Below are 26767 nucleotides of genomic sequence, written 5' to 3' on the forward strand. Positions count from 1 at the left end.
GCTCGGTAGCGTGCCTCCAGAGTGTGGCTTATCCGCGCGAACGAAGTGAGCGCGGTTCACCGGCACCGAGCGCAGCGAGGTGCCGGCCCTTTTCGCCCACGTTTTTCAAGGAGCGGTGCGCGAAGCGCACCCGACGCAGAAAAAGGTGGACGGGCACGATGGGATTCGAACCCACGACCGTCGGATTAGAAGTCCGACGCTCTATCCAGACTGAGCTACGTGCCCTCAGCCAGTCGTACAGAGGGTAGCGACAAAAGGGGTGCGAAATCAGCCCTCGAACTCGACGTCCTCGTCGGTGGCCTCGGCGGTCGTGATGGCGATGGCGTCGGTCGTCTCGACGGCGGTGAGTCCGGCGATTGCACAGACGTCGTCGACGCGCTCGTGGGGGACCGAGACGGCGAGGTCGTCGAACTGGAGGCGGCGCTCGATGGTGCCGCCGCAATCCGCGACGGCGCGGGCGACGGCCTCGGGGTCGGCGTCGTCGGCCGTCGTCAGTGCCAGCGCGACGGATTCGTCCGGAATCGGATCGGCACGGATGCTCTCGACGGCGCGGGAGACGTACATCACTCCGAGGAATGGCCGCCGGGGCCTTGACTGCGCTGGTCCGGCGGTTCGAAGCGGGTCTCGGCGACGGCGAAGGCGAGGGTGCTCGCCAGGCCCAGCAGCGTCCCGCCGGTGAGGACGATGGCGAGGTACTCGAGGTCCTGCAGGCCGAGGAAGAAGGCGCTGACCCCGTGGAGGACCGCGGCGATGGCCACCACGTAGAACGGCGCGTTGAGGTAGCGCCAGCGGAACGTGTCGTGGAGGTACTCGTCGGTGACCCGGCCCAGACTGGAGGTGACGCCGGCGGCGGCGAACCACTGGAGCGAGCCGAAGACGAGCGCGGCGATGACCTCGACAGCCGAACGCGGCTGGGGCTGGGCCTCGAGCGTCTGCAGGCCGCTGACGCCGCCGATGACCAGCAGCGCCGCGGCGACGACGTAGGTGATGATGGTGATGCGTCCAGCGTACACCCCGGAGGTGATGCGTTCGGCCGTGCTGTCGATCACGTCTTCGGCGCCGAGTCCCCGGGCGAGGACGTACAGCCCCAGCAGCCCGGAGATGATGCCCAGCGCCGACCCCGGCAGCCCCAGCGACTCGACGGCGATGGTCAGCGGGTAGATGAGCAGGAGGATGCCGAGCGGCACGAGGATGGTCCCCCGCGTCTCCGGGTCGTCGAGGACCTGCTTGATGGTGTAGTACATCGACTCTAAGTCCTGGGCCTGGCGGACGACGACACGGCGGACGCCGTCGATGGGGACCCGCGAGCGGATGACCGGCACCACGGACTCGTCCTGCGCGCCGTCGGTGACGACGAGCGCCGTGACGTCCTCGCTGGTGACCAGCGACGCGAGCACCGTATCGACCTCCTCGCCGACGGCGCGGTTCGCCGCCACGTCGCTCCCGTCGACGCCGGTGACTGCGGCCACCTCGACGGCTTCGTCCTCGACGCCGTCGTAGATGTGGATGCCCTCGAAGAGGACGTTGACGTCGGAGTCCTCGGGGTCGACCTCGGCCAGCGCGACGGCGGCGTCCTCCACGGCGTCCCGGCCGATGACGGGCGTGGAGATGCCGGTCTTGCGACCGAGGTCGTCGTCGAGGTCGACACACAGCACCAGCAACATGGGGGAGGGTATGCCGTCGCCGTTTAACTGTCTTCGGGCGGCGCGCCGGTGTCCGACGTCTCCTCGCGGGTGCGGCGCTCGACGACGAGCAGCGCCGCCAGGCCGAGGATGATGAGGGTGTAGGAGGCCGCCGCGAGCAGCGCGGCCTGTTCGGAGGCGTACTCTCCGGTCCGGAAGATGATGGCTTTCCGGACCATCGCGATGACGCCCGTGTAGATGACCAGGCGGACGATGCGTCTGGTCTGGCTCTCCTGCGTGTAGGCGACCACGGTCTGATACACTTCGACGATGATAAAGAGCAGCAGGGCGGTGTCGATGAACCCGACAACCACCAGCGGGTCGGTGATGCTCCCGCCGAGCGCGGTCCGGAAGATTTGGAGCCCCAGGTCGAAGACGCCGATCGCGAAGAGGATGACCAGCACCACCGCAGCGACCACCTCGACGTAGCGCATGACGTCCTCACTCCGGGCGAGGACGCGTTCGTCGAGGCGCTCGCCGGACGAGATCGAACCGCCGACCGGCCCCGTATCGTCGTCGGCCATACCGGTACGTGTCGTTCGACACACATCAACGCGGTACCTATCTGATGTGGCCGGGGTCGGCTGGTCGTGCGTCGGGCGACTCGTCCGTCCGGCCGACTCGGAGGACGAGCAGGGCGACCGGAGCGAGCAGGACGCTCCCGACGACGAACGGCGACCAGAACCCGATGGCGGCGTAGAGCCCGCCCATCACCGGCGGGCCGACGGTGCGGGCGAGGCTCCCCGCCCCCTGCGTGATGCCGAACGCGCTTCCCTGCACGTCAGCGCCGGCGCGCTGGGAGACGAGCGCCGTGAGTGTCACCGACAGCACGCCGTTACCGACCGGAAGGAAGGTGAGAATCACCAGCAATCCGAGCAGGTCCGCGGTGAGAAACGGGACCAGCCTGGTGAGGTCCGGGAGCACCGCACCGATGGACTTCGAGAACGGGAGGAGGCCGACGCTGACGACCAGTATCGCCGTGCCGGCCACCGAGAGCGGTATCGGGCCGTAGCGCGCAGTCAGTCGACCGATGAGGATACCCTGCGTGAGGACCGCGAGCACGCCGATGTAGGTCAACAGGAGCGCGCTCTGGGCCGCCGTGTAGCCGTAGACGTCGGCGACGTACGGGATGAACATTATCTGGACGCCGGAGAACGCGAAGGAGACGAGGAAGAAGGCGACGAGCAGTTCACGCAGGCCCGGGGCGGCGACGGCAGCCCGGAGCTGGGCGATGGCCGAGGACCGGGCGGCCTGCTCGTCGTCCGGCGTTGCGGGCGTCCGGGACTCCGGGAGGAAGAGCAGCGCGACGACGACGCCACAGAGGCTGGCGAACGCCGCCGCGAAACTCGGCAGCGAGAACTTCGTGATGGGGACGACGGCGGGGAGCGCCGCGTCGACGGCCGCGACGGTGGCGTCGAACGAGAGGACAGCGCCGATACCCGGCCCGAAGATGAAGCCGACGCCGAACGCCGCGCCGATGTAGCCCAGCGCCGCGGCCCGGCGTTCGGGCGGCGTCACGTCGGCGACGTAGGCCTGCGCCGTCGAGATGTTCCCACCCATCGCGCCGGCGAGCATCCGCGAGGCAAAGAGCAACCAGAGGGCGTCGGCCAGGCCGAAGATGGTCCAGGCCAGTACCGACCCGGTAAGCGAGACGATGAGGATGGGACGGCGACCGACGCGGTCCGAGAGCGACCCCAGGATGGGTGCGAAGCCGAACTGCATCGCCGAGTAGGACGCCGCGAGCAGGCCGATGACGAACTCTGTTCCGCCGGGGAACGACCGCGTGTAGAAGGGGAGGATAGGGATGATGATGCCAAAGCCCAGGAGATCGAGGAAGACGACGGCCAGCACGATGGCGAGGCCCCGGCGGCGGGCGGCGTCGGGGAGCGTCCGCGCGGAGTCGGCCATTACCCGACGTGCGACCGGACGCGGGATAAGCCCCGCGGGCCGGTCCACGTCGACCCACACCACACCGACCGTGATGCGCACGCTTTTTGCCACTCGGGAGACTGGTAGTGCGTACACGATGATCTCCGAGGGCTGCGAACAGTGCGCCAAAGGCGGCAAGATGGTGCTGTTCGTCTACGGCTACTGCGACCAGCGGGACTGCTTCTACTGTCCGCTCGGGGAGAACCGGAAGAACGTCACCCAGGTGTACGCCAACGAGCGGCCCGTCGAGGCCGACGCGGACGTCATCGAGGAGGCCAAACGCATGAGCGCGCTGGGGACATCCATCACGGGTGGCGAACCGCAGGAGGCCCTCGACCGGACCTGTCGCTACCTGGAACTGCTGAAAGACGAGTTCGGCGAGGACCACCACACGCACCTCTACACCGGCATCACCGGCGGTCGGGAGAACATGCGCCGCCTCTCGGAAGCCGGCCTGGACGAGATTCGCTTCCACCCGCCACTGGAACTGTGGGGCGACCTCCACGGCACCGAGTGGGAAGACATCCTCTACGTCGCTCGCGAGGAAGGGCTCACACCGGCCTTCGAGATTCCCGGCATCCGCGCCGAGACGGAGTTCCTGGAGTTCTTAGACGAGGGCGCCGCTGACTTCTGTAACATCAACGAGTTCGAGATGTCCGACGGCAACTACCGCCGGATGCAGGAGGAAGGGTTCGAGCTCAAGGAGGACCACATGAGCGCCGTCGAGGGCTCCCACGACATCCTGGAGACCATGGGCGACCACGAGAAGGTCTACTTCTGTACGAGCGTCTTCAAGGACGCCGCCCAGCACCGCTCGCGGCTCAAGCGGATGGCCCGCAACATCTGCCGGGAGTTCGACGACGTCACGGAGGACGGCACCCTCGTCTACGGGAAAGCGTGGGTCTCCGAGGCACGACTCGAAGAGCTGGGCGTCCCCGAGGAGTTCTACGCCGTCAAGTCCGATCACGTCGAACTGGCCTGGTGGCTCTTAGAGGAGATGGTCGAGGAGGGCGACGTGCCGAAGGGTGAAATCGTCGAGCAGTACCCGACCTACGACGGGACGGTCGTCGAGCGGACGCCGTTATCGGGGCCTGGCACTGGGTCGCGGGTAACTGCGGACGACTGAGCGTGCGGTTGTCGCCGACAACGGAGTAGACGACGACCTGGAGGTTTGACTCCCGGTTCTCACCGGACGGGAACAGACAGCGGTACTGAACCTGTTCGCCGTCGCATCTCTCTGTATGAGCCAGACAGAGACGACCGCTGAAGCCGAACAGGTCTGGATGGTCGAGCGGACCTTCTCCGCGGACTCCCCGCACATCCTCGTCATCGTGTACGCGACGCTCGACGGGGCGCGCTACCTCCAGAAAGAGCGCGCGTTCAACCGGTTCGGCGGCAGCGCTCCGGAGGTCACCGCCGCCATCGACGTCGCCCCGGACGACCTGCGGCCGGTCGAGACGGCTGACCGACGGGAACGCTACGCGACGGAAGCCGAGCGGATGCGTACCCGCCACGAGCCAGACACCGCGGTATGAACGACCGGAGCCTGTAGCTCTGCCGTCGCACTTGGACAGCCCACAGGAAGCCGTGCCGAGCGCGTACTCGTCGTCAATTTGATAGGAGAGTGTCGAGTCTATCCAGCTGGTCCCCATGGATTTCGACATCGACAGCGGCAAACTCCTGTACGCGCTGGGCGTGCTCTTCGCCGCCGCGGCGTTCCTCTACTTCGTCCGCGACGTAGTGTTCGGGCTCTCGATTACGGTCAAAGCCGTCTTGCTGTTGCTGGCGTTCGTCGGCTTCTTCGTGGCCGGCGTGGCGGTCCAGCGCGACGTGCTCGACGTGGTCGGGTTCGCGCTGTCGGGCATCGCCTACGTCGTCTTCGTCGGCTACGTCGTCGTCCGGTACGACCCCGGGGAGACCGGTACCTTCCTCCTGCTCGCCGCTTCGGCCGCCGTGTTCCTCGGCCTCGGCTACGTCCTCCGGATGCGCGAGCTGACGGTATCACGCCGGACAGCCACCGCCGTCGTCGCCGCCCTCGTGGTCCTGGGTACGGTGTTCGTCGGCGTCGACGCCGTCGGTGGTGGCGTGACCTACGACCTCGAGACGGAATCGTCGGTCACCGTCGAGCCGCCGACGCGAGTCCCGGACCGGGGGTACGTGTCGACGGAAGTCACCGTCGGCACGGTCACCGCGAGCAACGAGTTCGTGTTCACGAGAGCCTTCGACCTCCCGTCGTTGCGCGGGTGTCTGCTCGGCGTCGAGGACCCGCCGAACCGGGAGTTCTGGGTCGGGTACGAGTCCGCGGCCTTCGATCAGGGGAGCATCATCCGCGGGCAGACGACACGTACCTTCGACGTCCGGGCTGACGTGCTGGTCGACGCCAACCAGACCGAACCGGTGACCTACGCGGTCGAACGGGATGCAGACTGCGAGGGCGAGCGGTCGTCACCGACGCTCGTGGTATGGGTCGTAGACGACCGGAACTGAGTCAGCGCGAGCGTGCAGCCGGGACGACGCTGGCTCCGGTCAGTACGCGTACAGCGAGACGATGTACGGCAGTTTGTTGTACATCCAGATAGCCAGCGGGAGGCCCACGATAGTCAGCGAGAGGGTGTAGGCGACGCCCATCCAGACACCGCTGGCCCACCAGCCGACGAAGACGAACCACACCGCCCGGACGAGCAGTGGGTACTGGGCCCCGCGCCCGCTCTCGACGACCAGTGGGTCGCGCCGCTTGAGCGTCAGGACCAGCGGGACCTTGTTTATCATCATGATGCCCAGCGGAATGCCGATGATAGTGACGTTCAACAGCCACGCGACGGAGAGCCAGATGCCGGTCGCCCACCAGCCGACCAGCAGGAACCACACCGCGCGGACGACAAGGGAGGGTTGGTCGCTCATGGCTGAAGTAGTCGGTCGGTCGGCATCAGCCTTCTGTCCGCAGAACGAGGTCAGATTATCAGCGAGACCGCTCGCTACTCCTCCAGGGCTCCCGCTGGTCGCCGTTCCGGGACGAGGGCCGCTCCCTCCGGTCGCGCCCCTCGCTACTCCTCGAAAATAAACGTCCCGTCCTCCTGGACGCGTTCGCCGTCGACCTCGATGTACGAGTCCTCGCTCATGTCGACGATCATGTCGACGTGGACGGCCGACTCGTTCTGTTCGTTCTCCTCGCCCACCGTGTCCTCGTACGCGCGACCGACCGCCATGTGGACGGTGTCGCCCATCTTCTCGTCGAACAGCATGTTGTACGTGAAGCGGTCGATGTCACGGTTCATCCCGATACCCAGCTCGCCCAGGTAGCGAGCGCCCTCGTCGGTGTCCAGCACCTCGGTCAACAGGGCTTCGTTCTTCTCGGCGCTGTGGGAGACGACCTGCCCGTTCTCGAACCGCAGCGAGACGCCGGTGATCTCGCGGCCCTGGTGGTACAGCGGCTTGTCGAACAGCACCTCGCCCTCGACGCTGTCGGCGACGGGGGCGGTGAAGACCTCGCCACCGGGGAGGTTGCGCTCGCCGTAGTCGTTGAGCGTCGGGTTGCCCGCGACGGACATCCGCACGTCGGTGGTGTCACCGGAGACGATGTGGACCTCGTCGGCCGGGTCGAGGATGTCGACCATCTGGGACTGGTGTTCCTTCACGGCGTCCCAGTCTTTGTTGACGGCGTCCCAGACGAAGTTCTCGTAGCCCTCGGTGGACATCTGGGCCAGTTGCGCGTTCGCGGCCGCGGGGTACTGGGTGAGACACCACGGCTTCGAGAGGCGTTCGTCCAGCAGCGGGCGCTGGGCCTGCGAGTAGGCCGCGTTGGTCTCGGGGTCGACGTCGCTGGTCTCCGTGACGTTGGCGCTGCCCCGGATGGCGATGTACGCGTCCATCTCCTCGTAGAGGGCCATGACGTGGCTGGGCGTCTCGAACTCCTCCCGGTTGCGCAGGTACGCGCGGGTGTAGCGCTCGCCGAGCCGGTCCTGGACGACCAGCGGGTTGACCCCGCGGTCGGCGGCCAGTTCGTGGAGCGCGACCACGAGGTCCTCGGAGACCGGGTGGGCGTCGATGACGAGGTTGTCGCCCTCGCTCAGGTCCAGCGAGTGGTCGACGACGACAGAAGCGTGTTCGCGGATACGCGAGTCCATACGACATACATCGCCGACGGCCCCAAACAGCTTTCGTCCGCGGCTACTTTCTGCTGCCGTCCAGGCCCTCCTTGAAGCCGGTGACCGTGCGCCGGAGCATCAGATACATGAAGAAAAAGAACCCGAGCACGGCGGCGAGGATGGCGTAGGTCATGAGTTCGGCCATACGCACCGTTGTCGGCGGCGGGGCAAAGAAGTTTCGGCAGTTCGTGATAGCAGGGCTGAAACGCCCGAATTCGATAGGTAAAATCGGACTTTGAGTGATATGTGTAAGAGCCGTCGTAGTTTGGACAACACTCATATGCACATAGTACATATGCAGAAGCATGTCGTTGCTGCCCTCTCGGGACCCGGCGATACCGGACGCCGAGCCCAGAGTCATCGGGGTCGACAGCGAAGATGCAGACGACGTGTTGTCGGCCCTCTCGGCAGGGACTGCGCGGAAGCTACTGTCGGAGCTCAACCGCGAACCCGCACCGCCGGGCGAGCTGGCCGACCGCGTCGACACCTCGCTGCAGAACGCGCAGTACCACCTGAAGAAGCTCAAGAAGGCCGGTGCCGTCGAGATCGTCGACACCGCGTACTCCGAGAAAGGCAGAGAGATGGACGTCTACGCGCCGGCGAATCAGCCGCTCGTCATCTGTGCCGGCGACGAACAGGAGACTTCGGGGCTGCGGGCCGCGCTGGCGAACTTCCTCGGCGGCCTCGCCATCGTCGGGTTCGCGAGCCTGCTCGTCCAGCAGGTCTTCGGGGCCAGCCTGTTCGGTGGCCCGACGGTCCAGAGCGGGAGTGCGGACACGGTCAGTCAGAACCCGAGTTTCTACCTGGACGACGGGGCCGTCGCCGACGGCGGGACCGAGACCGCAGTCGGCGCGATAGACGCCGCCACACAGGGCGGCACGGCGGCCGTGAGCGGACTCTCCCCGGGCCTGGCGTTCTTCGCCGGCGGCGCGTTCGTCCTCGTCGCGCTCGTCGCCATCTGGTACGTCCGATAATCACAGTGGCTCGAGTGTTTAGCGGCCCGCTCAGACCTCGCGCGTGACTTCTGAGTACGTCGTGCCGTCCGGGGCGCGCAGTTTCGCCCGGAGGAGCCCGCGCTCGACGGCGAGTTCGGCGTGTGCGGGCCGGTAGCGCCGCGGGTCGGCGTAGGACCCCGGATTCACCAGCAGTCGGCCGCCGAGGTCCGAGAGCGTGGGTCGGTGTGAGTGACCCACGACGACGACGTCAGCGGCTTCCTGTCGGGCGAGCAGGCCCAGGGCCGTCTCCGAGTGCTCGTGCCCGTGGACGACGAGCACCCGGAGGCCGCGCCACGGGAGTGTCGCGACGTCGGTGAGGCGGTCCCGGACCCCCGAAGTGTCGTTGTTGCCGTACACGGCTGTGAGCGACCGCGCCTCATGCTCGACGGCGTCGAGGACGCGCTCGGTCGTGAAGTCACCCGCGTGGACGACTGCCTCGGCGCCACGGACTGCCGCGAGCGTCCGGCCCTCGAGTCGGTGGCTGTCGATGCCGTGGGTGTCGGAGACGACGGTGAGCACACCGCCCCTACGTGGTGGTGGTATAAATCCAGAACCACTTTCAGGCCCGCTCACGACCCTGTGGTAATGGCAGGAAGCAAGTCAGTCGTCCTCGCCGCCCTCTTCGCCAACGGCGCCATCGCGATTCTGAAGTTCGTCGGGTTCCTCCTGACCGGGAGCGCCGCCATGCTCTCGGAGACGTACCACAGCATCTCCGACACCGGCAACCAGGTGTTCCTCCTCATCGGCATCCGCTACAGCGGCCGGGACAGCGACCGAACACACCCCTTCGGCTACGGGAAGGCACAGTTCTTCTACAGCTTCCTCGTCTCCGTCTTCCTCTTCGGCATCGCCGGCTGGGAGAGCCTGAAACACGGATGGAGCGAGCTCACCGCGGCCGGTCACGGCGGCGGTCACTCCGGCAGCATCGAGTTCCTCTTTATCAGCTATCAGCCGCCCGCGTGGCTCGACCCCCTGTGGGTCAACTACTCCGTCCTGCTGGCCGCCTTCGCCTTCGAGACGTACGCCCTCGTGAAGGCCCGCGCCGAGATGCGACGGCAGATGAAACGCAACAGCTGGAGCGGCTACCGCGAGGCCTTCCGGAAGACCAGCGACGTGACGACGCTGACGGCGCTGACGGAGGACACCATCGCGCTGGCCGGCATCACCATCGCACTCGTGGGGCTCTTTCTGGAACAGCAGACCGGCAACCCCGTCTTCGACCAGGTCTCGGCGCTGCTCATCGGCATCATGCTGATGGGCTTCGCGCTGGCGCTGGCCTGGGAGAACAAGCGCCTCCTGCTGGGCGAGAGTCTCCCGGCCGACGAGGGGGCGCGACTGCGCGAGGCCATCCTGGGCCACGAGAGCGTCGTCGAGATTATCGACTTCCGGACGGTGTACTTCGGGCCGAACGAGGTCATCGTCTCGGCGGACATCGCCTTCGACCCCGACCTCGACACCGAGCTGCTGGACGAGGACATCACAGAGATAGAGGCCGCGTTGAAGTCGGTAAACAGCGACATCAAGAAAGTCTACATCGAACCCGAAGCGTAGGAACGCATCGGCGGCGACCCGGCCGTCCGACGGTGCCCGTCCCGAAGCAGGAGTGGGGTACTTGCGAGACGGTACCACGTAACCCACATAATTTTTTATGATGTTGTGGCGAACGGCCGAGTATGACAGGAGACAGGCACGACGTTCGCGCACCGGAACTCAGAGCCCTCCAGCGACGAGGGCGCGAGGACCCGGAGAGGCTGTGGGCAGACGTCGCATCGGGCCTCGACTGGTTCGAACGCTGGGACAGCGTCCTCGAAGACGACGGACCGGGTCAGTTCGAGTGGTTCACCGGCGGCAAGACGAACATGAGCTACAACGCCGTCGACCGGCACGTCGAGGACGGCGACGGGAATCGGGCGGCGCTGGTCTTCGAGACCGGCGAACGCGAGGGCAACGAGGTGTACACGTACACCGAGCTCCAGCACGAGGTTGAACGCGTCGCGGGGATGCTCCGCGCGTTCGACGTCGAACGGGGCGATACCGTGACCATCTACATGCCGATGTGCCCCGAGGCCGTCTTCGCGATGCTGGCCTGTGCCCGCATCGGGGCCATCCACTCGGTGGTCTTCGGCGGGTTCGGGGCCGCCGCCCTGGCGGACCGCATCGAGCTGGCCGACGCGGAGTTGCTCCTGACGGCGGACGTCGGCTACCGGAACGGCGACGAGGTCGACCTGAAAGCAATCGTCGACCGCTCGCTCGACGAGTACGAGGCGGCCGGCGACCGTATCGAGGACGTGGTGGTCCTCCAGCGGGGCGACGACACGGCGCTCCACGAGCGCGACACTGCCTGGACAGACGCCATCGACCAGGGACGCGACGAGGACACGAGCCACGTCGAGACGGCGGCGACCGACCCGGCCTTCATCCTGCCCACCTCGGGGACGACGGGCAAGCCCAAGGGGACCGTCCACCAGCACGGTGGCTACCAGGTCCACGTCTACGCGATGGCCCAGTGGATGTTCGACTTAGACCCCGCCGATACGTGGTTCGCCACCTCCGACATCGGCTGGATCGTCGGCCACTCCTACATCGTCTACGCCCCGCTGCTGGTGGGGTGTACCACCGTCGTCTACGAGGGTGTCCCGACCTACCCGGACGCCGGCGTCTGGTGGGATATCGTCGAGCGCCACGGCGTCACGGAGATATTCACCGCCCCGACTGCCATCCGCGCGCTATCGGGCTTCGACGACGCGTTCCACGAGCGGGCCGACCTCTCGACGCTGGAGGCCGTCTTCTCCGCGGGCGAACCGCTCAACCCGCCCGCCTGGGAGTGGCTCCAGCAGGAGGTCCTCGACGACGAGGTGCCCGTCATCGACCACATGTGGCAGACCGAGACCGCAGGCCCCATCATCGGGAACCCCTACGGCATCGACCTCGTGCCCATCCGTCCCGGCTCTGCGGGGGTCGCGCTCCCGGGCATCCAGGTGTCAGTGACGGACTTCGACGGCGACCCGGTCGACCCGGGCACCGAGGGCGCGCTGGTCGTCGAACAGCCGTTCCCCGGGCTCACGCCGACGCTCTGGGAGGGCCACGACCGCTACCTCGACGAGTACTGGCGCGCCGTCGACGGGAAGTACTGGGTCGGCGACGCCGTCTCGATGGACGAAGACGGCTACTTCTGGTTCAGCGGCCGGGCCGACGAGGTCATCACCATCGCCGGCCACCGAGTGGGGCCGACCGACATCGAGGACGCACTGGTCAGTCACGACGCAGTCGTCGAGGCCGCCGTCGTCGGCAAGCCGGACCCCGAGAAGACCGAGGTGGCGGCCGCCTTCGTCGTCACCCGCGAGTCGGCGACGCCCAGCGACGACCTCCGCGACGAACTCGTCGGGAACGTCCGCGAGCAGGTCGGCGCGTTCGCCGTCGTCGGCGACCTGAAGTTCGTCGACCAGCTGCCAAAGACCCGCTCGGGGAAGATCATGCGCCGGACCATCCGCGACATCATGCTCGACGAGGACCTGGGCGACCTCTCGACCATCGAGGACCCCGACGCCGTCGAGACCGTCCAGTACGCGACCGACGACATCGAGGTGGAGGCCCCCGACGAGTAACCGCGGTCAGTTCCGGTCCCCGGCGAAGTCTTTTATCTCGAGAGGAGCCACTAGCAGGCAGTGGCGACCACGGACGACGGCTACCTCCGGTTCTTCCCGTACGACGAGCCGTACGACCACCAGCGCGAAGCGATGGGTACCATCTACGAGGCGCTGGGCGAGGGTCGGGACGTGCTGTTCGAGGGGGCCTGTGGCACCGGCAAGACACTGGCATCGCTGGTGCCGGCGCTGGAACACGCCCGCGAGACGAACAAGACCGTCGTCATCACGACCAACGTCCACCAGCAGATGCGCCAGTTCGTCGAGGACGCCCGTGCCATCACCCAGCAAGAACGCCTGCGAGCAGTGGTCTTCCGTGGCAAGGGGTCGATGTGCCACATCGACGTCGACTACGAGGAGTGCCAGGCGCTGCGGGATACGACCCGCGACCTGGTTGACGTCGAAGGCGACATCGCCGACCTCGAACGGCGCGAGGGGGACCTCTTAGAAGAGGGGCAGTCCGGGAACGCCCAGGCCATGGAGGCCCGGAGCGCCGTCGTCGACGAGCTGCGCAGCCTCCAGGACGAGCGCGACGAGATCCGCGAGGAACGGTCGATATGCGACCACTACTACCGGAACCTCACCGTCGACACCGACGAGTTCTACGCCTGGCTCTACGACGACGTCCGCACGCCCGACGACGTCTACGAGTACGCCCACGAACAGGGCATGTGCGGCTACGAGCTGCTGAAGGAGGGGATGGACGGCGTCGACCTCGTCGTCTGTAACTACCACCACCTGCTTGACCCCACCATCCGCGAGCAGTTCTTCCGCTGGCTCGGCCGGGACCCCGAGGACGTCGTCGCCGTCTTCGACGAGGCCCACAACGTCGAGTCCGCCGCGCGGGACCACGCCCGACGTACCCTGACCGAGAACACGCTCGACCAGGCGCTGGACGAACTCGAGGGCGTCGAGGACCCGCGGGTCGAGGCGGGACGGAACGTCCTCGAGACGTTCCGGGACGCGCTGGTCGAGACCTACGATGACGCGCTAGGATTTGGTGACAGAGAATCGATCGACGACCACTGGGAGGACGTCACCATCGCCAACCCGGACCGCAGGGACGACCTGACACTCGCCTTCCTCCAGGGCTACACCGGCCCGGGGTTCCACACGGAGGTCGACGAGGCAGTCGACCTGGGCCGCGAGCTCGACGAGCAGTACCTCGAACAGTTCAAGGAGGGGGAACTGGACACCCGCAAGGAGTGTCAGACCCTCCGGGCGGCGACCTTCCTCGCCGACTGGCTGGCCGAGTCGAACGACGCCGGCCAGTACCCAGTGGCGAGCGTCCGGCGTGACGACTCGACCGGCGAGGTGTACGGCCGCGCCGAACTCTACACGTGCATCCCCGAGCAGGTCACCCGGACGCTGTTCGACGACCTGCACGCGGCGGTCCTGATGAGCGCGACGCTTCGCCCCTTCGAGGTCACCGAGGACGTCGTCGGTCTCTCCGACCCGGTGACGATGGCCTACGGGGCGCAGTTCCCCGAAGCGCGCCGACGGACCTACGCCGTCGACGGCCCCGCCCTGTTCGCGAGCAAGCGCGACGACCCACAGACCCAGCGGACCATCGCCCGCACGCTGGAGGACGCCATCCGCTTCACCCCGGGCAACACGCTCGTCTTCTTCCCCTCCTACAGCGAGGCGAAGCGCTACCACGACATGGTCGCGGTCAACGGGACCCGGTACCTCGACGAGCCCGGGAAACAGGCTCGGGACCTCCGTAACGCCTTCACGGCCGACGACGACGGCGTCCTCTTCACCTCGCTGTGGGGGACCCTCGCGGAGGGCGTGAGCTACGACGGCGACGACGCCCGGACCGTCGCCGTCGTCGGCGTCCCGTACCCGCACCTCGACGACCGGATGGACGCCGTCCAGGACGCCTACGAGGCGGCGTTCGGCGACGGCGACGGGGACGCCGGGTGGCGCTACGCCGTCGAGATTCCCACGGTCCGGAAGACGCGTCAGGCACTGGGCCGCGTGGTCCGCTCGCCCGAGGACTTCGGCGCGCGCATCCTGCTGGACAAGCGCTACACCCAGGCCGCCGAGATGGAGATGCACGACTACGCGGTCCGGGGCACGTTCCCACCCGAGGAGCGAAAGGAGATGGTCGACATCGACCCCGAGAAACTGAAGTTCGCGATGCTGAACTTCTATCAGGACATGTCGGCCTACGACGGGCCGCCGCCGAAGCCGTAGCGGCCACCCTTTCCGACCGGGCGGGCGCGACTCGAAACCGGATACTTTGAAACCCCGGCCACGGTAGCACCCGGTAATGCTAGTCGCGTTCGACTTCGACGGGACGCTGTCGGACTCGGAGATGACCGTCCTGCTGGGCGAGCAGAACGGCACCGCCGAGGACATGGCGTCGATCACCGAGCGAGCGATGAACGACGAGATCGAGTACGCCGAGAGCCTCCGCCAGCGCTGCGCGCTCTTGGAGGACCTGCCGGAGGAGAAGGCCCAGGCGGCCTTCGACGCGGTCGAGCTGCGCCCCGGCGCGGCCGAAGTCATCGAGGCACTGCGCGAGGCGGGCGTCTACGTCGCTATCCTCACCGGCGGGTTCGAGCGCGGCGTCGAGGCCGCACTCGAAGCAGAGAGGGTCGAGGTCGACGCCATCGTGGCAAACCGACTCCCCGTCGCCGAGGGAGCGCTCACCGGCGAGGTCGAGGGCCCGCTCATCGAGGGGACGAAAGACGACGCGCTGGAGGTCGCGACGGCCGTCGCGGGCGAGGACCGCGGGGACACCGTCGCCGTCGGGGACGGCGCCAACGACCTGCCGATGCTCGAGGTCGCAGGGCTCGCCGTCGGGTTCAACCCGAAACCGGCCGTCGAACCGGCGTGTGACGTCACCGTCTCGACCATGGCGGAACTGCTGGACCTGCTGGAAGCCGAGGGCGTCCTGTAACCGGTCGCCGGACGCGTTGGCTACTCGACGTAGCTACAGCCACACGCGGGACAGTTCGAGAGCTCCCGGTCGAACGTGAGCCGACAGAACCGGCAGGCGTAGCTCGACCTGTAACGACTGACGAGGTTCTTGAGTGCGCTGAACACTGACATGGGTGATTGATTGGTCACCGAGTAGGGTCCGGTACGTGCCAAACATCCACCTGCCTCCACTTATTTCTTCCGATTGTTTCAGTATTACCGCAACCGTACCCGATATGTATTTGAATGCATCTCTGGAGTGGACAGAATCGTAAAACGAGGTCGGAGACCTGGACAGCTGGCGCTCCAGTGACGAGCACAGAAAAATCGGAGCCGGAGGGCGGGTACCGGGGCGTCGTTCAGTTCGTCGCCTGCGCGATGGCCTGGTCGAGGTCGGCGATGATGTCGTCGACGGCTTCGGTGCCGACCGAGAGGCGTACCAGGTCGTCGGTGACGCCGGCGGTGGCCTTCTCCTCGTCAGTGAGTTGCTGGTGGGTGGTCGACGCCGGGTGGATGATGAGCGTCTTCGCGTCGCCGACGTTCGCCAGGAGCGAGGCGACCTCCGTGGATTCGACCGTCGTCCGGGCGGCGTCGTAGCCGTCCTCGAGACCGAACGTTATCATCCCGCCGTACCCGCCGTCGAGGTACTTCGAGGCCATGTCGTGGGTCTCGTGGCCCTCGAGTCCGGGGTAGGTGACCCACGACACCTCGGGGTGGTCGTCGAGGTGTTCGGCGACAGCCATCGCGTTCGCACAGTGGCGGTCCATCCGCGAGGGCAGGGTCTCCAGGCCCTGCTGGGTCTGCCACGCGTCGAACGGCGACTGCTGGCACCCGAGGTCGCGAAGGCCGCGGGCGATAGCGGCGTAGGTGAACGCGGCGTCGCCGAACCGCTCGCGGAAGTTGACGCCGTGATAGGCAGGGTTGTCGCCGCCGATCTCGGGGTACTTCTCGGCGTACTCGTCCCACGGGAACGACCCGCCGTCGACGAGAACCCCGCCCACCGTCGTTCCGTGGCCGTGGATCCACTTCGTCGTGGAGTTCCAGACCAGGTCGGCGCCGTGTTCGATGGGGTTGCACAGGTACGGCGTCGCGAACGTGTTGTCGACGAACAGCGGAGCGCCGTTGTCGTGGGCGATGTCGGCCAGTCGCTCGATGTCGGGGGTGACCAGCGCCGGGTTGCCGATGGTCTCGAAGTGGACGTAGGCGGTGTCCTCGTCGATAGCCTCCTCGTAGGCCTCGTAATCGAGCGTGTCGACGAAGCGGGCCTCGACGCCGTTGCGCGGCGCGGTGTGGGTGTAGTAGGTGTAGGTCCCGCCGTAGAGCGACGACGCCGTGACGATGTTGTCGCCGACGTCGGCCAGCAGGAAGGTCGCGAGGTTCAGCGAGGCCATCCCGGAGGCCGTCGCGACGGCACCGACCCCGCCTTCGAGTGCGGCAAGTCGCTCCTGCAGCATCGCGACGGTGGGGTTCATCAGCCGCGAGTAGATGTGACCGGGCTTCTCAAGGGCGAACTGCGCCGCCGCGTCGTCGGCGTCCTCGAAGACGTACGAGGTGGTCTGGTGGATAGGCGGGGCTCGCGACCGGGCGCCCGTGCCGGGGTCCTCCTGGCCGACGTGGAGGGCGTCTGTCTCGAATCCGTGTGAATCGTCGTCGCTCATAGTGTGGTACCCATCTTCATCCCCTGAGGAATAAAGATTCCCTACACCGGAGAACTACGCCAGTGCCCCGCGACGCCGGCAATAACGGACGGTAGTTGGCCAAGCATACGGCGAGCGAAGCGAGCCGTTTCACGGAATCGCCGCGGGCGAGGTCGGCGAGCGACCTCGAATGCGAACGGCGAAGCCGTGAGCACGGCGATTTCGCTTTTTCGCCCACGTTTTTGCCGCGAGTGGTGGCCGCAGGCCACCCGAGCGGGAAAAACGTGGGTTAGGTGAATTTGCGAACAGTCATCTCCAGCGTGTCGAGGTCGAGAATCGGGGCGTACCCCGAGTCGGGATCGATGTTGACGGACTTCTGGAAGTCGGTCTGGGCCTGCCAGCAGCCGGAGTTCAGCGCCAGCACGTTGTGGTACTCGCCCCACCCGAGCTTGTGGACGTGCCCGGTGTGGAACACGTCCGGCACGTCTTCCATCACGAGGTAGTCTTTCTTCTCGGGGGCCAGGCGGGTGTGGCCGCCGTACTGCGGGGCGACGTGGCGCTTCTTCAGGAGCTGGTACATGGCTTTGTGGGGTTCCTCGTAACTGGCCTCCTCGTCGGGGAGTTCGGCGATGACCTCGTCCAGCGAGACGCCGTGGTACATGAGAATCGTGACGCCCTCGACGGTGACCAGCGCGGGGTTCGAGTGGACCTGTGCGTCGTGGGCGGTCATGATATCTCGGAGTTCCTCGTCGAAGCCCGGCTGGGGTTCGGCCAGGCGGACCGCGTCGTGGTTCCCCGGTATCATCCGGATCTCCATGTCGCCGGGGACCTCCTTGAGGTACTCGGAGAACCGCTCGTACTGGTCGTAGATATCGATGATGTCGAGTTCCTCGTCCTGGTCGGGGTAGATGCCGACGCCCTCGACCATGTCGCCGGCGATGAGGAGGTACTCCACGTGTTCCGCTTCTGGCGTGTGGAGCCAATCGGTGAAGCGGTGCCAGGCGTCGGCCATGAACTCCTGGCTGCCGACGTGGATGTCGGAGATGAGCGCGGCCTGAACCGGCCGGTCGGCCGTCGAGGGCTTGTGGGTCCGGGGGACGTCGGGGAAGTACAGCGAGTCGACGAAGAGGATGCCGCCGTCGTCAGCTAAGGTCCCCTCGACGGCGATGACCTCGTCGAACAGCAGCTGCTGGACCAGGTCGGCGATGGGGCGGTCTTTCATCACGAGACACGGGAACGTGCCGGTGGTGTCCTCGAGTTCGACCAGCCAGTGACCGCTGGCCGTCGAGCGGATGTCCGAGACCATCCCGATGAGCGCCGCCTCGCTGCCGCCCCCCATCGCCTGGATGGCGTCGGTCGGCCGGTGGTTGACCCGCCCGCGGAGTTTACTGGCGAGCTTCTCGTACCGGTCGCGGAAGACGGCGACGAAGTCCGAGTACTCGCCGGTTCCCGTCGAGTTCCCGGTCATGTCGTTGGCGACCTCGATGGCCCGGAGCGTGAGGTCGACGTCGCGAGACCCCCTCGTTTCGTGTGGAACGTCCCCACTGCCCTTCGGCGGGTTCGGGGCCTCGATTCCAGTCGAAACAGAGGGGTCTGATTCGGCCGTAGAGTCGTCTGCGGTTTCGGCACCCGCCGACGGCGCGAGGTGGGACTCGCGCCGCTCTGTGTCGGGTCCGAGGGCGGATTCGACGTGGTCGGTCGTCAGTTTCAGCGCGTCCGCCGGCATCGTTTCCAGTGCACGGTCGAGCGCGGCCGACGGGTCGGGTGCGTCCGCGAGTCGCGTCACCGCCTCCCGCTCGGCGTTGTAGCCGCGGCTGGCCAGTTCTCTGACAATGCGTGCCGGCGTCTCCAGGGGCACATTCGCTACTCGATGGGGGCAGGCAAAAGGATAGCGGACCCAACATTGATATCTCGGTCACGACTACGCCGACCACAGATGGACGACGAGGGGCGGACCGCCGAACGCGACGACCGCGCTGGGGGAGCGGTCGGTCACCTGGTCACCGACGTGGGCAACGCGGTCGTCGCCGTCGCACTCGTCGGCCTGTTCCTCTTCGCCGTCAGCGGGGTCTGGCCCCCGCTCGTGGCTATCGAGAGCCCCAGCATGACGCCCAACATCGAGACGGGAGACATGGTGTTCGTGATGGAGCCCGAACGGTTCGCCGGACCGGACGCACGGCACGGCGTCGTGACCGCGGCCGCCGGTGACGCGACCGGCTACGTCGCGTTCGGCCGATCTGGCGACGTCATCGTCTTCAGACCCGACGGCGACAGGCAGGCGACGCCCATCATCCACCGGGCGATGCTGTGGGTCGACGTGGGGGAGAACTGGTACGACCGCGCGGACCCGAACGCCGTCGGCACGGCCGGCGATTGCGACGCCCTCCGGAACTGCCCGGCCCCCCACAGCGGCTTCGTGACACAGGGAGACTTCAACACCGAGTACGACCAGGTCGGCACCACCAGCACCGTGGTCCGGCCGTCGTGGGTGGTCGGGACCGGCGAAGTCCGCCTCCCCGGCCTGGGGTGGCTCCGCCTGCGCTCGCAGGTGGTGACCGGGGGCCAGCCGACCGCGGGCGAAACGGCGGAGTCGACGGCGTCTGGCTCGGTAAATCACACCGTCGCGGGTCGGACAGCGGAAAGTTGATACCGCGTCTCTGACAAGGCGCGATAGGAATGTCGGAGGACGAGCGCCGTCCGACGGTCGGGGACCAAGACCCGTCGAGCGCCGACGACGGGCGCAGCGGTGCGATGGTGTACGTGGCCGACGTCGTCAGCAGCGCCAGCGCCGTCCTCCTGGTCGGCCTGCTGCTGTTCGCCGTCAGCGGGGTCTGGCCCCCGCTCGTGGCTATCGAGAGCCCCAGCATGGAACCGCACATCGACACGGGTGACCTCGTGTTCGTCATGGAGGAAGACCGGTTTCCCGGCCCGAACGCGCGCCACGGCGTGACGACCGCGGCCGGTTCGCGTTCGTACGTTCGGTTCCAGGAGACCGGCGACGTCATCGTCTACGCACCGGACGGGAACAGGCGGACGACGCCCATCATCCACCGGGCGATGCTGTGGGTCGACGAAGGGGAGAACTGGTACGACCGCGCGGACCCGCAGGATAGGGGGAGCGCACAGAGCTGTGCCGACCTGACGAACTGCCCGGCTCCCCACAGCGGATTCATCACGAAAGGCGACAACAACGCTCGCTACGACCAGGTCGGGTCGGCGGTCATCAGCGCGCCGGTGAAACCCCAGTGGGTCGTCGGCACCGCGGAACTGCGGGTGCCGTTCCTGGGCCAGATTCGGCTCCGGTGGAACCAGGCGGCCGGTCAGCAGTTTTCGGATGCCGGGAGCGGGAGCGTCGAAAACGTGACGAACGGGCGCGCAGGCGCACTCGAAGCCGGGGCCTGACCTCACCTCAGTTGTCGAAGCGAGCCTGGACGAACGGCTGGACGTCCTCGATGTCGCCGAGTCTGGAGTCAGAGAGCAACACGGCTTCGGTCTCGTCGGTCGGGACCGACAGCGAGATTTCCTTCGTCCGGCCGTAGCGCCCCTTCGAGACGACGACAGCGTTGACGATGCCCAGCATGTCGAGTTCGGAGATGAGGTCCGTCACGCGGCGCTGGGTCAGCACGTCGGCGTCGATCTCCTCACAGAGGTTCTTGTAGATGTTGAACACCTCGCCGGTGTTGATATTCCGGACGCCGTTCTTCTCCAGGAGGATGATGGCAAAGAGGACGATCTTCGACTGGGTCGGGAGCGTCCTGACGACCTCGACGACGCGGTCGAGCTCGATCTTCTCCTGGGCCTGCCGGACGTGGTCCTCCTCGACGTCGTCGGTCTGGTCGCGTTCGGCGAGTTCGCCGGCCGTCCGGAGCAGGTCGAGCGCCCGACGAGCGTCCCCGTGTTCCTGTGCGGCGAAGGCCGCACACAGCGGGATGACGTCGTCGGAGAGCGCGTCACCCTTGAACGCGACGTCGGCACGCGCCTGGAGGATGTCCCGCAACTGGTTGGCATCGTAGGGCGGGAAGACAATCTCCTCCTCGCCGAGACTCGACTTGACGCGAGGGTCCAGGAAGTCGGTGAACTTCAGGTCGTTCGAGATGCCCATGATGGAGACCCGGGACTTCTCCAGTTCGGAGTTCATGCGCGAGAGGTTGTACAGCGTGTCGTCTCCGGACTTCTCGACGAGCTTGTCGATCTCGTCGAGCATGATGACGACCACGCGTTCGTGGTAGTCGACGGCGTCGAAGAAAGAGGAGTACACCCGGTCGGTCGGCCACCCGGTCATCGGTACCTCCTCGAACTCGTCGCGGTCCGCTTCGAGCGACGCGATCTCGTCCTCGAGCGCCTCGACCGACCCGAAAGCGGTGTCGGCGAGCGCCGAGGGGTCGTCTCGCGCATGGGAGCGGAGGTCGGTGAGGTCCTCGAGCTTGTCGTCGATGACATCTAAGTTCTTGTTGATGAACTTGTTCGCGAGCTGGGCGAGCACCCGGTACTGGGTGTCGGTCACCTCGCAGTTGATGTACTCGACCTCACAGGGGACCTCGTACTTCTGGGACGTGGTCTCCAGTTCCTCGCTGACGAACTTCGCACTGGCCGTCTTGCCCGTCCCGGTCTTCCCGTAGATGAGGATGTTCGACGGCGTATCGCCCCGGAGGGCCGTGACGAGGATCGTCGCCATGTTGTTGATCTGCTCCTCGCGGTGCGGGAGCTTGTGCGGGGTGTAGGACGGACGGAGCACCTCCTTGTTCTCGAAGATGGGCTCGCCCTCGAGCAGGTCGTCGAACAGTCCGCGGGAGGCCTCGTCAGAGGTGTCCTCGCCACCTGTCTCGAGGTTGTCGAGCACGATGTCATCGAGGTCCGGCGCGTCCGCCCGGTCAGCAGAGCCGAAACTCGGCGATTCGTCATCCGCACGTAGCTGGCCGAGATCCCCGGACGTCGCGCCACTGGTGGAGTCGTCGTCGGCGTCACGTTCGTTGGATTCGTCAGTCATGTTCTGTCCCGTAACCCCCTCGTTTCATGTGGAAACCGAAGGACGCACGGCGGGAGACGACTCGACAGGCCCGGAATCGCCGGGGATAGCGGATTTTGTCTCTCGTGGTGCGTCCAGATGAACCACGTGAACCCGTGGGTGATTCGATATTAAATATTTCGGTACAGGCGGTCATCGCGAGGCCACGATATCAGGGAACAGACACACCGCTCTCGACGCTGGAGACGGGTCACAGGGCCCGATAGCGAGACCGAACGGCGGATTCTGGACGAGTGAGTCCAGCGTGGTGTGGGGTTCGAGCAGAAGCGCAGGGGCGCCCGTCCGGGTCAAGTCGGCATGTCTCAATGCGGTTCGACGCGAACTCGAGGGGTGTGAGGTGAGTGAGCCCGGTACGCATCGGCATGGATGGCTCACGAGAGATGGAGCGCGGAGGCCCACACCACCCAGGTGAGATGAGCCACGTGTGACACGACCATCCGGCGTGCTGAGCGAGTGCCGTATCCGGTGGACCCCCCCACCCCTTCGTTTCGCCTGGAACGGCAAAGAGGGACGGGGGTGGGCGCGTGGTTTCAGTGGTCCCACGCTAGACTAGGAAAGATTTATACTACATACCGTTAAACCAAAACCGCACTAGAGAATAAGAAATAGTACAGCTCGGCTAGTTGTTCTATACTAGTGTCTAGAGGCTCCTCCGAAGTGAATCCGCCAGTTCCGCCTGCGCGCTCTCTCGCGGCGCCGTCCCGGACCCGCCCGTTTCCCGTCGAACGCGCCGGCCAGTCGACGGGGGTGGTTCCCGTTCCAGTCGAAACGAAGGGGTGGGGGGCATTCTATCCCCGTGTTGCTTCGGGTCCAGAGTCAGATACCCACTCCCACCGAATCACAATCCGAGCCGTGCACATCCCAGCCTGCACAGGTCCCAACGGCCATCGCACGTGCACACATACTCTCTTTCGGTTCCCTCGGGAAGGTGTGTCATGGAAATTACAATTGTCTGACGTAGGCTTAAGTGAATTCGACTGGCTTCTACGGGCAGAAGCCGCCAAACCGGTCGTACCGCGCGGCGGGAGGATAGGATGGGAATACTCACAAACCTCAAAGATAGCATTTCACGGGCAGCATCGACGCTGTTCTCCGAGGAAGATCCGAAGCGAATCGGCATCTACGGCCCGCCAAACGCGGGGAAGACGACGCTCGCGAACCGCATCGCTCGCGACTGGACTGGCGACGCGGTCGGCCCAGAGAGCCACGTCCCACACGAGACCCGCCGCGCGCGCCGGAAGGAGAACGTCGAGATCGAACGCGACGGCAAGAAGGTCACCATCGACATCGTCGACACGCCGGGCGTGACGACGAAGGTCGACTACACCGAGTTCCTCGAACACGACATGGAGAAGGAGGACGCCGTTCGGCGTTCCCGCGAGGCCACCGAAGGTGTCGCCGAAGCCATGCACTGGCTCCGCGAGGACGTCGACGGCGTCATCTACGTGCTCGACTCGGCGACCGACCCGTTCACCCAGGTCAACACGATGCTCATCGGCATCATCGAGAGCCAGGACCTCCCGGTGCTCATCCTGGCGAACAAGATCGACCTGGAGGACTCGTCGGTCCAGCGTATCGCCAACGCCTACCCACAGCACGAGACCATCCCGCTGTCGGCCCTCGAGGGCGACAACATGGACGAGGTCTACGACAAAATCGCGGAGTACTTCGGGTGATATAATGGCAGAAGTCAAAGACCCAGGCGACGGCGTGCAGATCGACCTCATCAGCGGCGAGCGGATGGACGGGCTCACGTCGATGGAGAAGATACGGACCATCCTCGACGGCGTCCGTGACGGCAACATCGTCATCCTCGAAGAGGGGCTCTCGCCCGACGAGGAGTCGCGACTCATCGAGGTGACGATGACCGAGATCAGCCCCGACGAGTTCAACGGTATCGAGATAGAGACCTACCCGAAATCCGAGGCCGCCGACGCGAGCATCCTGGACCGCATCATGGGCAAGCAGTCGGCCAAGAAGCTCACCGTCATCGGCCCGGCCAACCAAATCGAGACGCTCCACAAGGACGAAACCCTCATCAGCGCGCTCGTCTCCCGGAAATAATGCCCCACCAGTGTACGAACTGTGCTCGCGTGTTCGAGGACGGCTCGAAGGAGATGCTGTCGGGCTGTCCGGACTGTGGCGGGAACAAGTTCCAGTTCCGGCCCAGCGGCGTCGACGACTCGTCGCCACCGGACACCGACGCAGAGCCCCCCGAACCGCCGGGTCCGGATAGCTCCGTCGCTCGTACCGTCGGCAAGACGGCTGCACGGGTCCAGGACTTCGTGGGCGGGTCCGGCCCGGAGGGGGCGGCCGGGCGTACCTCGCCAGATACATCGTCGACCGGAGACAGCCAGGCGACAGACGACACCGCCGCACCCGCTGCCTCGACGGCCGGTGACGTCGATAGCGAGGACGCCGCACAGGCGAGCGCCCGCGGGGACGTCGTCTCGCCCGACGAACTCCCGTCGGAGCCAGCGGCCGAATCGGGCGAGGAACACCGCTTCCAGCCCGTTGGAGCCGACCCGGACTCCGAAGAATCCGACCCGGAACCGGACCGACCGGACCTCCAGGAGCTCCGGAAGGAGCTCAACGACCAGTTCGAGTCCATCAAGGTGCTCGAACCCGGCCAGTACGAGCTCAACCTGATGGAGCTGTACGACCGCGAGGAGTACATCGTCGCGCTGCAGGAGGACGGCCGCTATTCCATCCAGGTCCCCGACGCCATTCGGAACTCGAAGTCGGAGTAGTCGGCTTCGGCTGTCGAGACCTGATTCTGCCGGGCTGTCGATTCGCCGGCGGGTGAGCGAAGCGACCCACCACCCGGCTGGACAGGTACCGAATTCGTGTCAGGAACGACGTGACCCAGACAGAGGACGAGGTCAGCACGGCAGTCGTGCTACTTCGTCCACCTTATCTCGTACTCGAGTTCGTACCGTTGTTCTCCGGTCTCCGAATCCGTGAGCCGTTCAAGTTCGACTTCGAATCGAGGACGCTCGGGAACGGTAACGCTCCGTTCGTCGGTGTCGCTCACCAGATGGACATCGCCCGATTCAATCTCGTCCGCGGCATCACGCAACGCCCGGGCGATGTCTGTTCGCATCATCTGTTTCTCGGTCTTGAATAGTTCTTCTTCTGGCATGGGTAGTCAGTACTCGGGCCGCTGGGCACGGATGATGTCGCCGAGATGTTGTTGTTCGTCGGCGAGCAGCTCGGAGATATCGTCAACAGTGATGATTCCGGTGAGGGTATCACCATCAGAGACGGGGAGGCGTCGAATTCCCTGCTCGGCCATTAGCTCGGCCGCCTCGTAGAACCCGGCTCTGGGTTCGATTGTGTGCAGGTCGTCGGTCATCACGTCTTTGGCGGTCTGCTCAGTCGGGTCGCTCCCTTCGCCGAGGACGCGAACGGTCAGATCTCGATCCGTGACGATCCCGACGGGCGTCCCGTCAGTCGTGATTACGACGCTCCCGACGTTCTCTTCGGCCATCGTCGCTGCGAGGTCGACAACAGGGGTTTCAGGATCAGCTGTGACGGTGTCGCTTCGAGCGAGGTCTTCGATTGGCATTTGCGAGTCACCCATCCAAAACAGAGGGAGGAATAATACTTAATTGATTGACATTATTCTCGGCTGGTGGGAATCCCTACTTCCGGGACCGTGCTAACCGTGCACCGCGGACTGAACGAACTCATACCGGGACTGTCGAGAACCAACTTTGCAAGATCGCGCCCAGTGTTCGACACTCCCGCACGTGCACTGTGCGAGAATTTCGACGACCGTGCGTCCACAGATTGAATCCGGTACTCTCGAGGACGACTCGACCGCCCCGCGACTGCCTTACTCGATCTTGGCGTACTGCTCTGCGAGCTTGTCGGCCGCGTCGGTCATCAGCTCTTCCTCGTAGTCCTCGAGGTCCCACTCGACGACCTCTTCGACGCCGTCGCTGCCGAGTTTGACCGGGACGCCGAAGGCGGTGTCCTCGTGGCCGAACTCGCCCTGCAGTTTGACCGACGCCGGCAGGACTTCGCCGGTGTCGTTGACGATGGCCTCGACCATGTGGGCGACGCCGCGGGCCGGGCCCCACTCGGTGGCGCCCTTGCGCTCGATGACGTCCATCGCGGATGCCTGGAGGTCGGCGAGAATCTCCTCGCGCTCCTCGGCCGAGAAGTCGGGGTCGGCGCCGTCGACACGGACCTTCGAGAAGACCGGGACCTGCGCGTCGCCGTGTTCGCCCAGGATGGTCGCCTCGACGTTCCCGACGGGGGTGTCGAAGCGCTCCGAGAGCACGTAGCGGAAGCGCGCCGAGTCGAGTCGACCGCCGAAGCCGATGACGTGCTCTCGCGGTCGGTCGCCGGCCTCGTAGAGGTGCCGGTTGAGCAGGTCGACGGGGTTCGACGTCGTCAGCGAGATGTAGTCGTCGTTGTGCTCGTCGAGCGAGGACTGGATGTCCTCCATGATTGGGGCGTTGTCGCCCGCGAGGTCGATGCGCGTCTGGCCCGGCTGGCGCGGGATGCCGGCCGTGATGACGACGACGTCCGAGCCGGCGGTGTCCTCGTAGCCGCCCTGTCGGACCGTCGTGTTCGAGTCGTAGGCGATGCCGTGGTTGGTGTCGGCCGCCTGCCCGATGGTGTCCTCTTCCTTGTCCGGAATGTCTACCAGCACGACTTCGTCTGCGATGTCCCGAAGCGCGATGTTGTAGCCCGCAGCGGCACCGACGGTGCCCGCGGCTCCGACTACGCTTACCTTTGTCATACCATTCGAATCCCCACGGTCGCACAGG

General features: G+C 66.0%; 27 protein-coding genes and 1 tRNA gene. 13 read left to right on the top strand and 15 right to left on the bottom strand.

The features are described from left to right. Positions 1–150 precede the first annotated feature (150 nt). The 5 genes from P1L41_RS03505 to P1L41_RS03525 form a co-directional block, all read right to left on the bottom strand. A tRNA-Arg gene (locus P1L41_RS03505) sits at positions 151–225 on the bottom strand. 42 nt (positions 226–267) lie between these two features. Beyond that, on the bottom strand, positions 268–564 hold the full coding sequence (locus P1L41_RS03510; protein ID WP_276297487.1) for a hypothetical protein: 297 nt from the start codon (positions 562–564) through the stop codon (positions 268–270). Further along, positions 564–1664: a DUF373 family protein gene (locus P1L41_RS03515; protein WP_276297488.1), complete on the bottom strand. Its 1101-nt coding sequence runs from the start codon at positions 1662–1664 to the stop codon at positions 564–566. The genes P1L41_RS03510 and P1L41_RS03515 overlap by 1 nt, the downstream gene beginning before the upstream one ends. A 23-nt stretch (positions 1665–1687) precedes the next feature. Continuing rightward, positions 1688–2206 carry a phosphate-starvation-inducible PsiE family protein gene (locus tag P1L41_RS03520; RefSeq protein WP_276297489.1) on the bottom strand — a complete coding sequence of 173 codons (519 nt, stop codon included), beginning with the start codon at positions 2204–2206 and terminating at the stop codon, positions 1688–1690. Positions 2207–2243: 37 nt separating this feature from the next. Continuing rightward, positions 2244–3590 (bottom strand): MFS transporter, encoded by a 1347-nt coding sequence (locus tag P1L41_RS03525; protein ID WP_276297490.1) that lies wholly within the window; start codon positions 3588–3590, stop codon positions 2244–2246. A 118-nt stretch (positions 3591–3708) separates the two neighbouring features. Between P1L41_RS03525 and P1L41_RS03530 the strand changes: the two genes are divergently transcribed. The 3 genes from P1L41_RS03530 (at position 3709) to P1L41_RS03540 (ending at position 6098) form a co-directional block, all read left to right on the top strand. After that, positions 3709–4737 (top strand): radical SAM protein, encoded by a 1029-nt coding sequence (locus tag P1L41_RS03530; protein WP_276297491.1) that lies wholly within the window; start codon positions 3709–3711, stop codon positions 4735–4737. Positions 4738–4852: 115 nt separating this feature from the next. Further along, positions 4853–5146 carry a DUF7967 family protein gene (locus P1L41_RS03535; RefSeq protein ID WP_276297492.1) on the top strand — a complete coding sequence of 98 codons (294 nt, stop codon included), beginning with the start codon at positions 4853–4855 and terminating at the stop codon, positions 5144–5146. Between the two features lie 115 nt (positions 5147–5261). After that, entirely contained in the window at positions 5262–6098 is an 837-nt protein-coding gene (locus P1L41_RS03540; protein WP_276297493.1) for a DUF1109 domain-containing protein, read from the top strand. A gap of 39 nt (positions 6099–6137) precedes the next feature. Here the strand turns inward: P1L41_RS03540 and P1L41_RS03545 are convergent, their stop codons facing one another. From P1L41_RS03545 to P1L41_RS03555, 3 genes are all read right to left on the bottom strand, one after another. Next, positions 6138–6512, bottom strand: a complete 375-nt coding sequence (locus P1L41_RS03545; protein ID WP_276297494.1) for a YccF domain-containing protein — start codon at positions 6510–6512, stop codon at positions 6138–6140. 143 nt (positions 6513–6655) lie between these two features. Then, positions 6656–7735 (bottom strand): aminopeptidase, encoded by a 1080-nt coding sequence (locus P1L41_RS03550; protein ID WP_276297495.1) that lies wholly within the window; start codon positions 7733–7735, stop codon positions 6656–6658. A 43-nt stretch (positions 7736–7778) separates the two neighbouring features. After that, positions 7779–7901 (bottom strand): DUF7859 family protein, encoded by a 123-nt coding sequence (locus P1L41_RS03555; RefSeq protein ID WP_276297496.1) that lies wholly within the window; start codon positions 7899–7901, stop codon positions 7779–7781. A gap of 160 nt (positions 7902–8061) precedes the next feature. Between P1L41_RS03555 and P1L41_RS03560 the strand changes: the two genes are divergently transcribed. After that, positions 8062–8730, top strand: a complete 669-nt coding sequence (locus P1L41_RS03560) for an ArsR/SmtB family transcription factor (protein ID WP_276297497.1) — start codon at positions 8062–8064, stop codon at positions 8728–8730. Between the two features lie 30 nt (positions 8731–8760). Here P1L41_RS03560 and P1L41_RS03565 read toward each other — a convergent pair whose 3' ends face one another. Next, the gene (locus tag P1L41_RS03565; RefSeq protein WP_276297498.1) at positions 8761–9270 is read right to left on the bottom strand and encodes a metallophosphoesterase; all 510 of its coding nucleotides are present in this window, start codon (positions 9268–9270) and stop codon (positions 8761–8763) included. 66 nt (positions 9271–9336) lie between these two features. Between P1L41_RS03565 and P1L41_RS03570 the strand changes: the two genes are divergently transcribed. The 4 genes from P1L41_RS03570 (at position 9337) to serB (ending at position 15303) form a co-directional block, all read left to right on the top strand. Beyond that, entirely contained in the window at positions 9337–10302 is a 966-nt protein-coding gene (locus P1L41_RS03570; protein ID WP_276297499.1) for a cation diffusion facilitator family transporter, read from the top strand. Between the two features lie 122 nt (positions 10303–10424). After that, entirely contained in the window at positions 10425–12356 is a 1932-nt protein-coding gene (locus P1L41_RS03575; protein ID WP_276297500.1) for an acetate--CoA ligase, read from the top strand. 60 nt (positions 12357–12416) lie between these two features. After that, entirely contained in the window at positions 12417–14594 is a 2178-nt protein-coding gene (locus tag P1L41_RS03580) for an ATP-dependent DNA helicase (protein ID WP_276297501.1), read from the top strand. 76 nt (positions 14595–14670) lie between these two features. Then, complete coding sequence (gene serB, locus P1L41_RS03585) at positions 14671–15303, top strand: phosphoserine phosphatase SerB (protein ID WP_276297502.1); 633 nt, start codon at positions 14671–14673, stop codon at positions 15301–15303. A gap of 379 nt (positions 15304–15682) precedes the next feature. On the opposite strand, the gene P1L41_RS03590 is transcribed toward serB, so the two are convergent. Both P1L41_RS03590 and P1L41_RS03595 read right to left on the bottom strand, forming a co-directional pair. Further along, on the bottom strand, positions 15683–16981 hold the full coding sequence (locus P1L41_RS03590; protein ID WP_276297503.1) for an O-acetylhomoserine aminocarboxypropyltransferase/cysteine synthase family protein: 1299 nt from the start codon (positions 16979–16981) through the stop codon (positions 15683–15685). 268 nt (positions 16982–17249) lie between these two features. Beyond that, on the bottom strand, positions 17250–18818 hold the full coding sequence (locus P1L41_RS03595) for a DNA-directed DNA polymerase II small subunit (RefSeq protein ID WP_276297504.1): 1569 nt from the start codon (positions 18816–18818) through the stop codon (positions 17250–17252). Between the two features lie 78 nt (positions 18819–18896). Here P1L41_RS03595 and P1L41_RS03600 point away from each other — a divergent pair, with 78 nt between their 5' ends. Continuing rightward, on the top strand, positions 18897–19607 hold the full coding sequence (locus P1L41_RS03600; RefSeq protein WP_276297505.1) for a S26 family signal peptidase: 711 nt from the start codon (positions 18897–18899) through the stop codon (positions 19605–19607). 104 nt (positions 19608–19711) lie between these two features. Further along, the gene (locus tag P1L41_RS03605) at positions 19712–20362 is read left to right on the top strand and encodes a S26 family signal peptidase (protein ID WP_276298429.1); all 651 of its coding nucleotides are present in this window, start codon (positions 19712–19714) and stop codon (positions 20360–20362) included. A 7-nt stretch (positions 20363–20369) separates the two neighbouring features. On the opposite strand, the gene P1L41_RS03610 is transcribed toward P1L41_RS03605, so the two are convergent. Continuing rightward, entirely contained in the window at positions 20370–21947 is a 1578-nt protein-coding gene (locus P1L41_RS03610; RefSeq protein WP_276297506.1) for a Cdc6/Cdc18 family protein, read from the bottom strand. Between the two features lie 1073 nt (positions 21948–23020). On the opposite strand from P1L41_RS03610, the gene P1L41_RS03615 reads away from it, so the two are divergent. Genes P1L41_RS03615 through P1L41_RS03625 form a run of 3 tightly spaced genes read left to right on the top strand, consistent with a single transcriptional unit; the run spans position 23021 to position 24736 of the window. After that, positions 23021–23662 carry an Era-like GTP-binding protein gene (locus P1L41_RS03615; protein ID WP_276297507.1) on the top strand — a complete coding sequence of 214 codons (642 nt, stop codon included), beginning with the start codon at positions 23021–23023 and terminating at the stop codon, positions 23660–23662. A gap of 4 nt (positions 23663–23666) precedes the next feature. After that, positions 23667–24050: a DUF2073 domain-containing protein gene (locus tag P1L41_RS03620; protein ID WP_276297508.1), complete on the top strand. Its 384-nt coding sequence runs from the start codon at positions 23667–23669 to the stop codon at positions 24048–24050. After that, positions 24050–24736: an OapC/ArvC family zinc-ribbon domain-containing protein gene (locus tag P1L41_RS03625; protein WP_276297509.1), complete on the top strand. Its 687-nt coding sequence runs from the start codon at positions 24050–24052 to the stop codon at positions 24734–24736. The genes P1L41_RS03620 and P1L41_RS03625 overlap by 1 nt, the downstream gene beginning before the upstream one ends. Positions 24737–24885: 149 nt before the next feature. Here the strand turns inward: P1L41_RS03625 and P1L41_RS03630 are convergent, their stop codons facing one another. From P1L41_RS03630 to mdh, 3 genes are all read right to left on the bottom strand, one after another. Further along, positions 24886–25128, bottom strand: coding sequence for an amphi-Trp domain-containing protein (locus tag P1L41_RS03630; protein ID WP_276297510.1), 243 nt, complete (start codon positions 25126–25128; stop codon positions 24886–24888). A 6-nt stretch (positions 25129–25134) separates the two neighbouring features. Further along, positions 25135–25554, bottom strand: coding sequence for a CBS domain-containing protein (locus P1L41_RS03635; RefSeq protein WP_379789137.1), 420 nt, complete (start codon positions 25552–25554; stop codon positions 25135–25137). A 270-nt stretch (positions 25555–25824) separates the two neighbouring features. Then, positions 25825–26739 (bottom strand): malate dehydrogenase, encoded by a 915-nt coding sequence (gene mdh, locus P1L41_RS03640; RefSeq protein ID WP_276297512.1) that lies wholly within the window; start codon positions 26737–26739, stop codon positions 25825–25827. Between the last annotated feature and the right edge of the window lie 28 nt (positions 26740–26767).

Source organism: Haloarcula ordinaria (assembly GCF_029338275.1).
In the GTDB taxonomy this organism is placed as follows: Archaea; Halobacteriota; Halobacteria; order Halobacteriales; family Haloarculaceae; genus Haloarcula; species Haloarcula ordinaria.

Excerpts from the sequence above, each read along its gene's own strand:
- P1L41_RS03560 (WP_276297497.1), top strand. The coding sequence starts at position 8,062 with ATGTCGTTGCTGCCCTCTCGGGACCCGGCGATACCGGACGCCGAGCCC.
- P1L41_RS03570 (WP_276297499.1), top strand. The coding sequence starts at position 9,337 with ATGGCAGGAAGCAAGTCAGTCGTCCTCGCCGCCCTCTTCGCCAACGGC.
- P1L41_RS03540 (WP_276297493.1), top strand. The coding sequence starts at position 5,262 with ATGGATTTCGACATCGACAGCGGCAAACTCCTGTACGCGCTGGGCGTG.
- P1L41_RS03510 (WP_276297487.1), bottom strand. The coding sequence starts at position 564 with ATGTACGTCTCCCGCGCCGTCGAGAGCATCCGTGCCGATCCGATTCCG.
- P1L41_RS03555 (WP_276297496.1), bottom strand. The coding sequence starts at position 7,901 with ATGGCCGAACTCATGACCTACGCCATCCTCGCCGCCGTGCTCGGGTTC.
- P1L41_RS03535 (WP_276297492.1), top strand. The coding sequence starts at position 4,853 with ATGAGCCAGACAGAGACGACCGCTGAAGCCGAACAGGTCTGGATGGTC.
- P1L41_RS03515 (WP_276297488.1), bottom strand. The coding sequence starts at position 1,664 with ATGTTGCTGGTGCTGTGTGTCGACCTCGACGACGACCTCGGTCGCAAG.
- P1L41_RS03605 (WP_276298429.1), top strand. The coding sequence starts at position 19,712 with ATGGTGTACGTGGCCGACGTCGTCAGCAGCGCCAGCGCCGTCCTCCTG.
- P1L41_RS03575 (WP_276297500.1), top strand. The coding sequence starts at position 10,425 with ATGACAGGAGACAGGCACGACGTTCGCGCACCGGAACTCAGAGCCCTC.
- P1L41_RS03615 (WP_276297507.1), top strand. The coding sequence starts at position 23,021 with ATGGGAATACTCACAAACCTCAAAGATAGCATTTCACGGGCAGCATCG.
- P1L41_RS03630 (WP_276297510.1), bottom strand. The coding sequence starts at position 25,128 with ATGCCAGAAGAAGAACTATTCAAGACCGAGAAACAGATGATGCGAACA.
- P1L41_RS03525 (WP_276297490.1), bottom strand. The coding sequence starts at position 3,590 with ATGGCCGACTCCGCGCGGACGCTCCCCGACGCCGCCCGCCGCCGGGGC.
- P1L41_RS03550 (WP_276297495.1), bottom strand. The coding sequence starts at position 7,735 with ATGGACTCGCGTATCCGCGAACACGCTTCTGTCGTCGTCGACCACTCG.
- P1L41_RS03620 (WP_276297508.1), top strand. The coding sequence starts at position 23,667 with ATGGCAGAAGTCAAAGACCCAGGCGACGGCGTGCAGATCGACCTCATC.
- mdh (WP_276297512.1), bottom strand. The coding sequence starts at position 26,739 with ATGACAAAGGTAAGCGTAGTCGGAGCCGCGGGCACCGTCGGTGCCGCT.
- P1L41_RS03545 (WP_276297494.1), bottom strand. The coding sequence starts at position 6,512 with ATGAGCGACCAACCCTCCCTTGTCGTCCGCGCGGTGTGGTTCCTGCTG.
- P1L41_RS03530 (WP_276297491.1), top strand. The coding sequence starts at position 3,709 with ATGATCTCCGAGGGCTGCGAACAGTGCGCCAAAGGCGGCAAGATGGTG.
- P1L41_RS03635 (WP_379789137.1), bottom strand. The coding sequence starts at position 25,554 with ATGCCAATCGAAGACCTCGCTCGAAGCGACACCGTCACAGCTGATCCT.
- P1L41_RS03625 (WP_276297509.1), top strand. The coding sequence starts at position 24,050 with ATGCCCCACCAGTGTACGAACTGTGCTCGCGTGTTCGAGGACGGCTCG.
- P1L41_RS03610 (WP_276297506.1), bottom strand. The coding sequence starts at position 21,947 with ATGACTGACGAATCCAACGAACGTGACGCCGACGACGACTCCACCAGT.
- P1L41_RS03590 (WP_276297503.1), bottom strand. The coding sequence starts at position 16,981 with ATGAGCGACGACGATTCACACGGATTCGAGACAGACGCCCTCCACGTC.
- P1L41_RS03600 (WP_276297505.1), top strand. The coding sequence starts at position 18,897 with ATGGACGACGAGGGGCGGACCGCCGAACGCGACGACCGCGCTGGGGGA.
- serB (WP_276297502.1), top strand. The coding sequence starts at position 14,671 with ATGCTAGTCGCGTTCGACTTCGACGGGACGCTGTCGGACTCGGAGATG.
- P1L41_RS03520 (WP_276297489.1), bottom strand. The coding sequence starts at position 2,206 with ATGGCCGACGACGATACGGGGCCGGTCGGCGGTTCGATCTCGTCCGGC.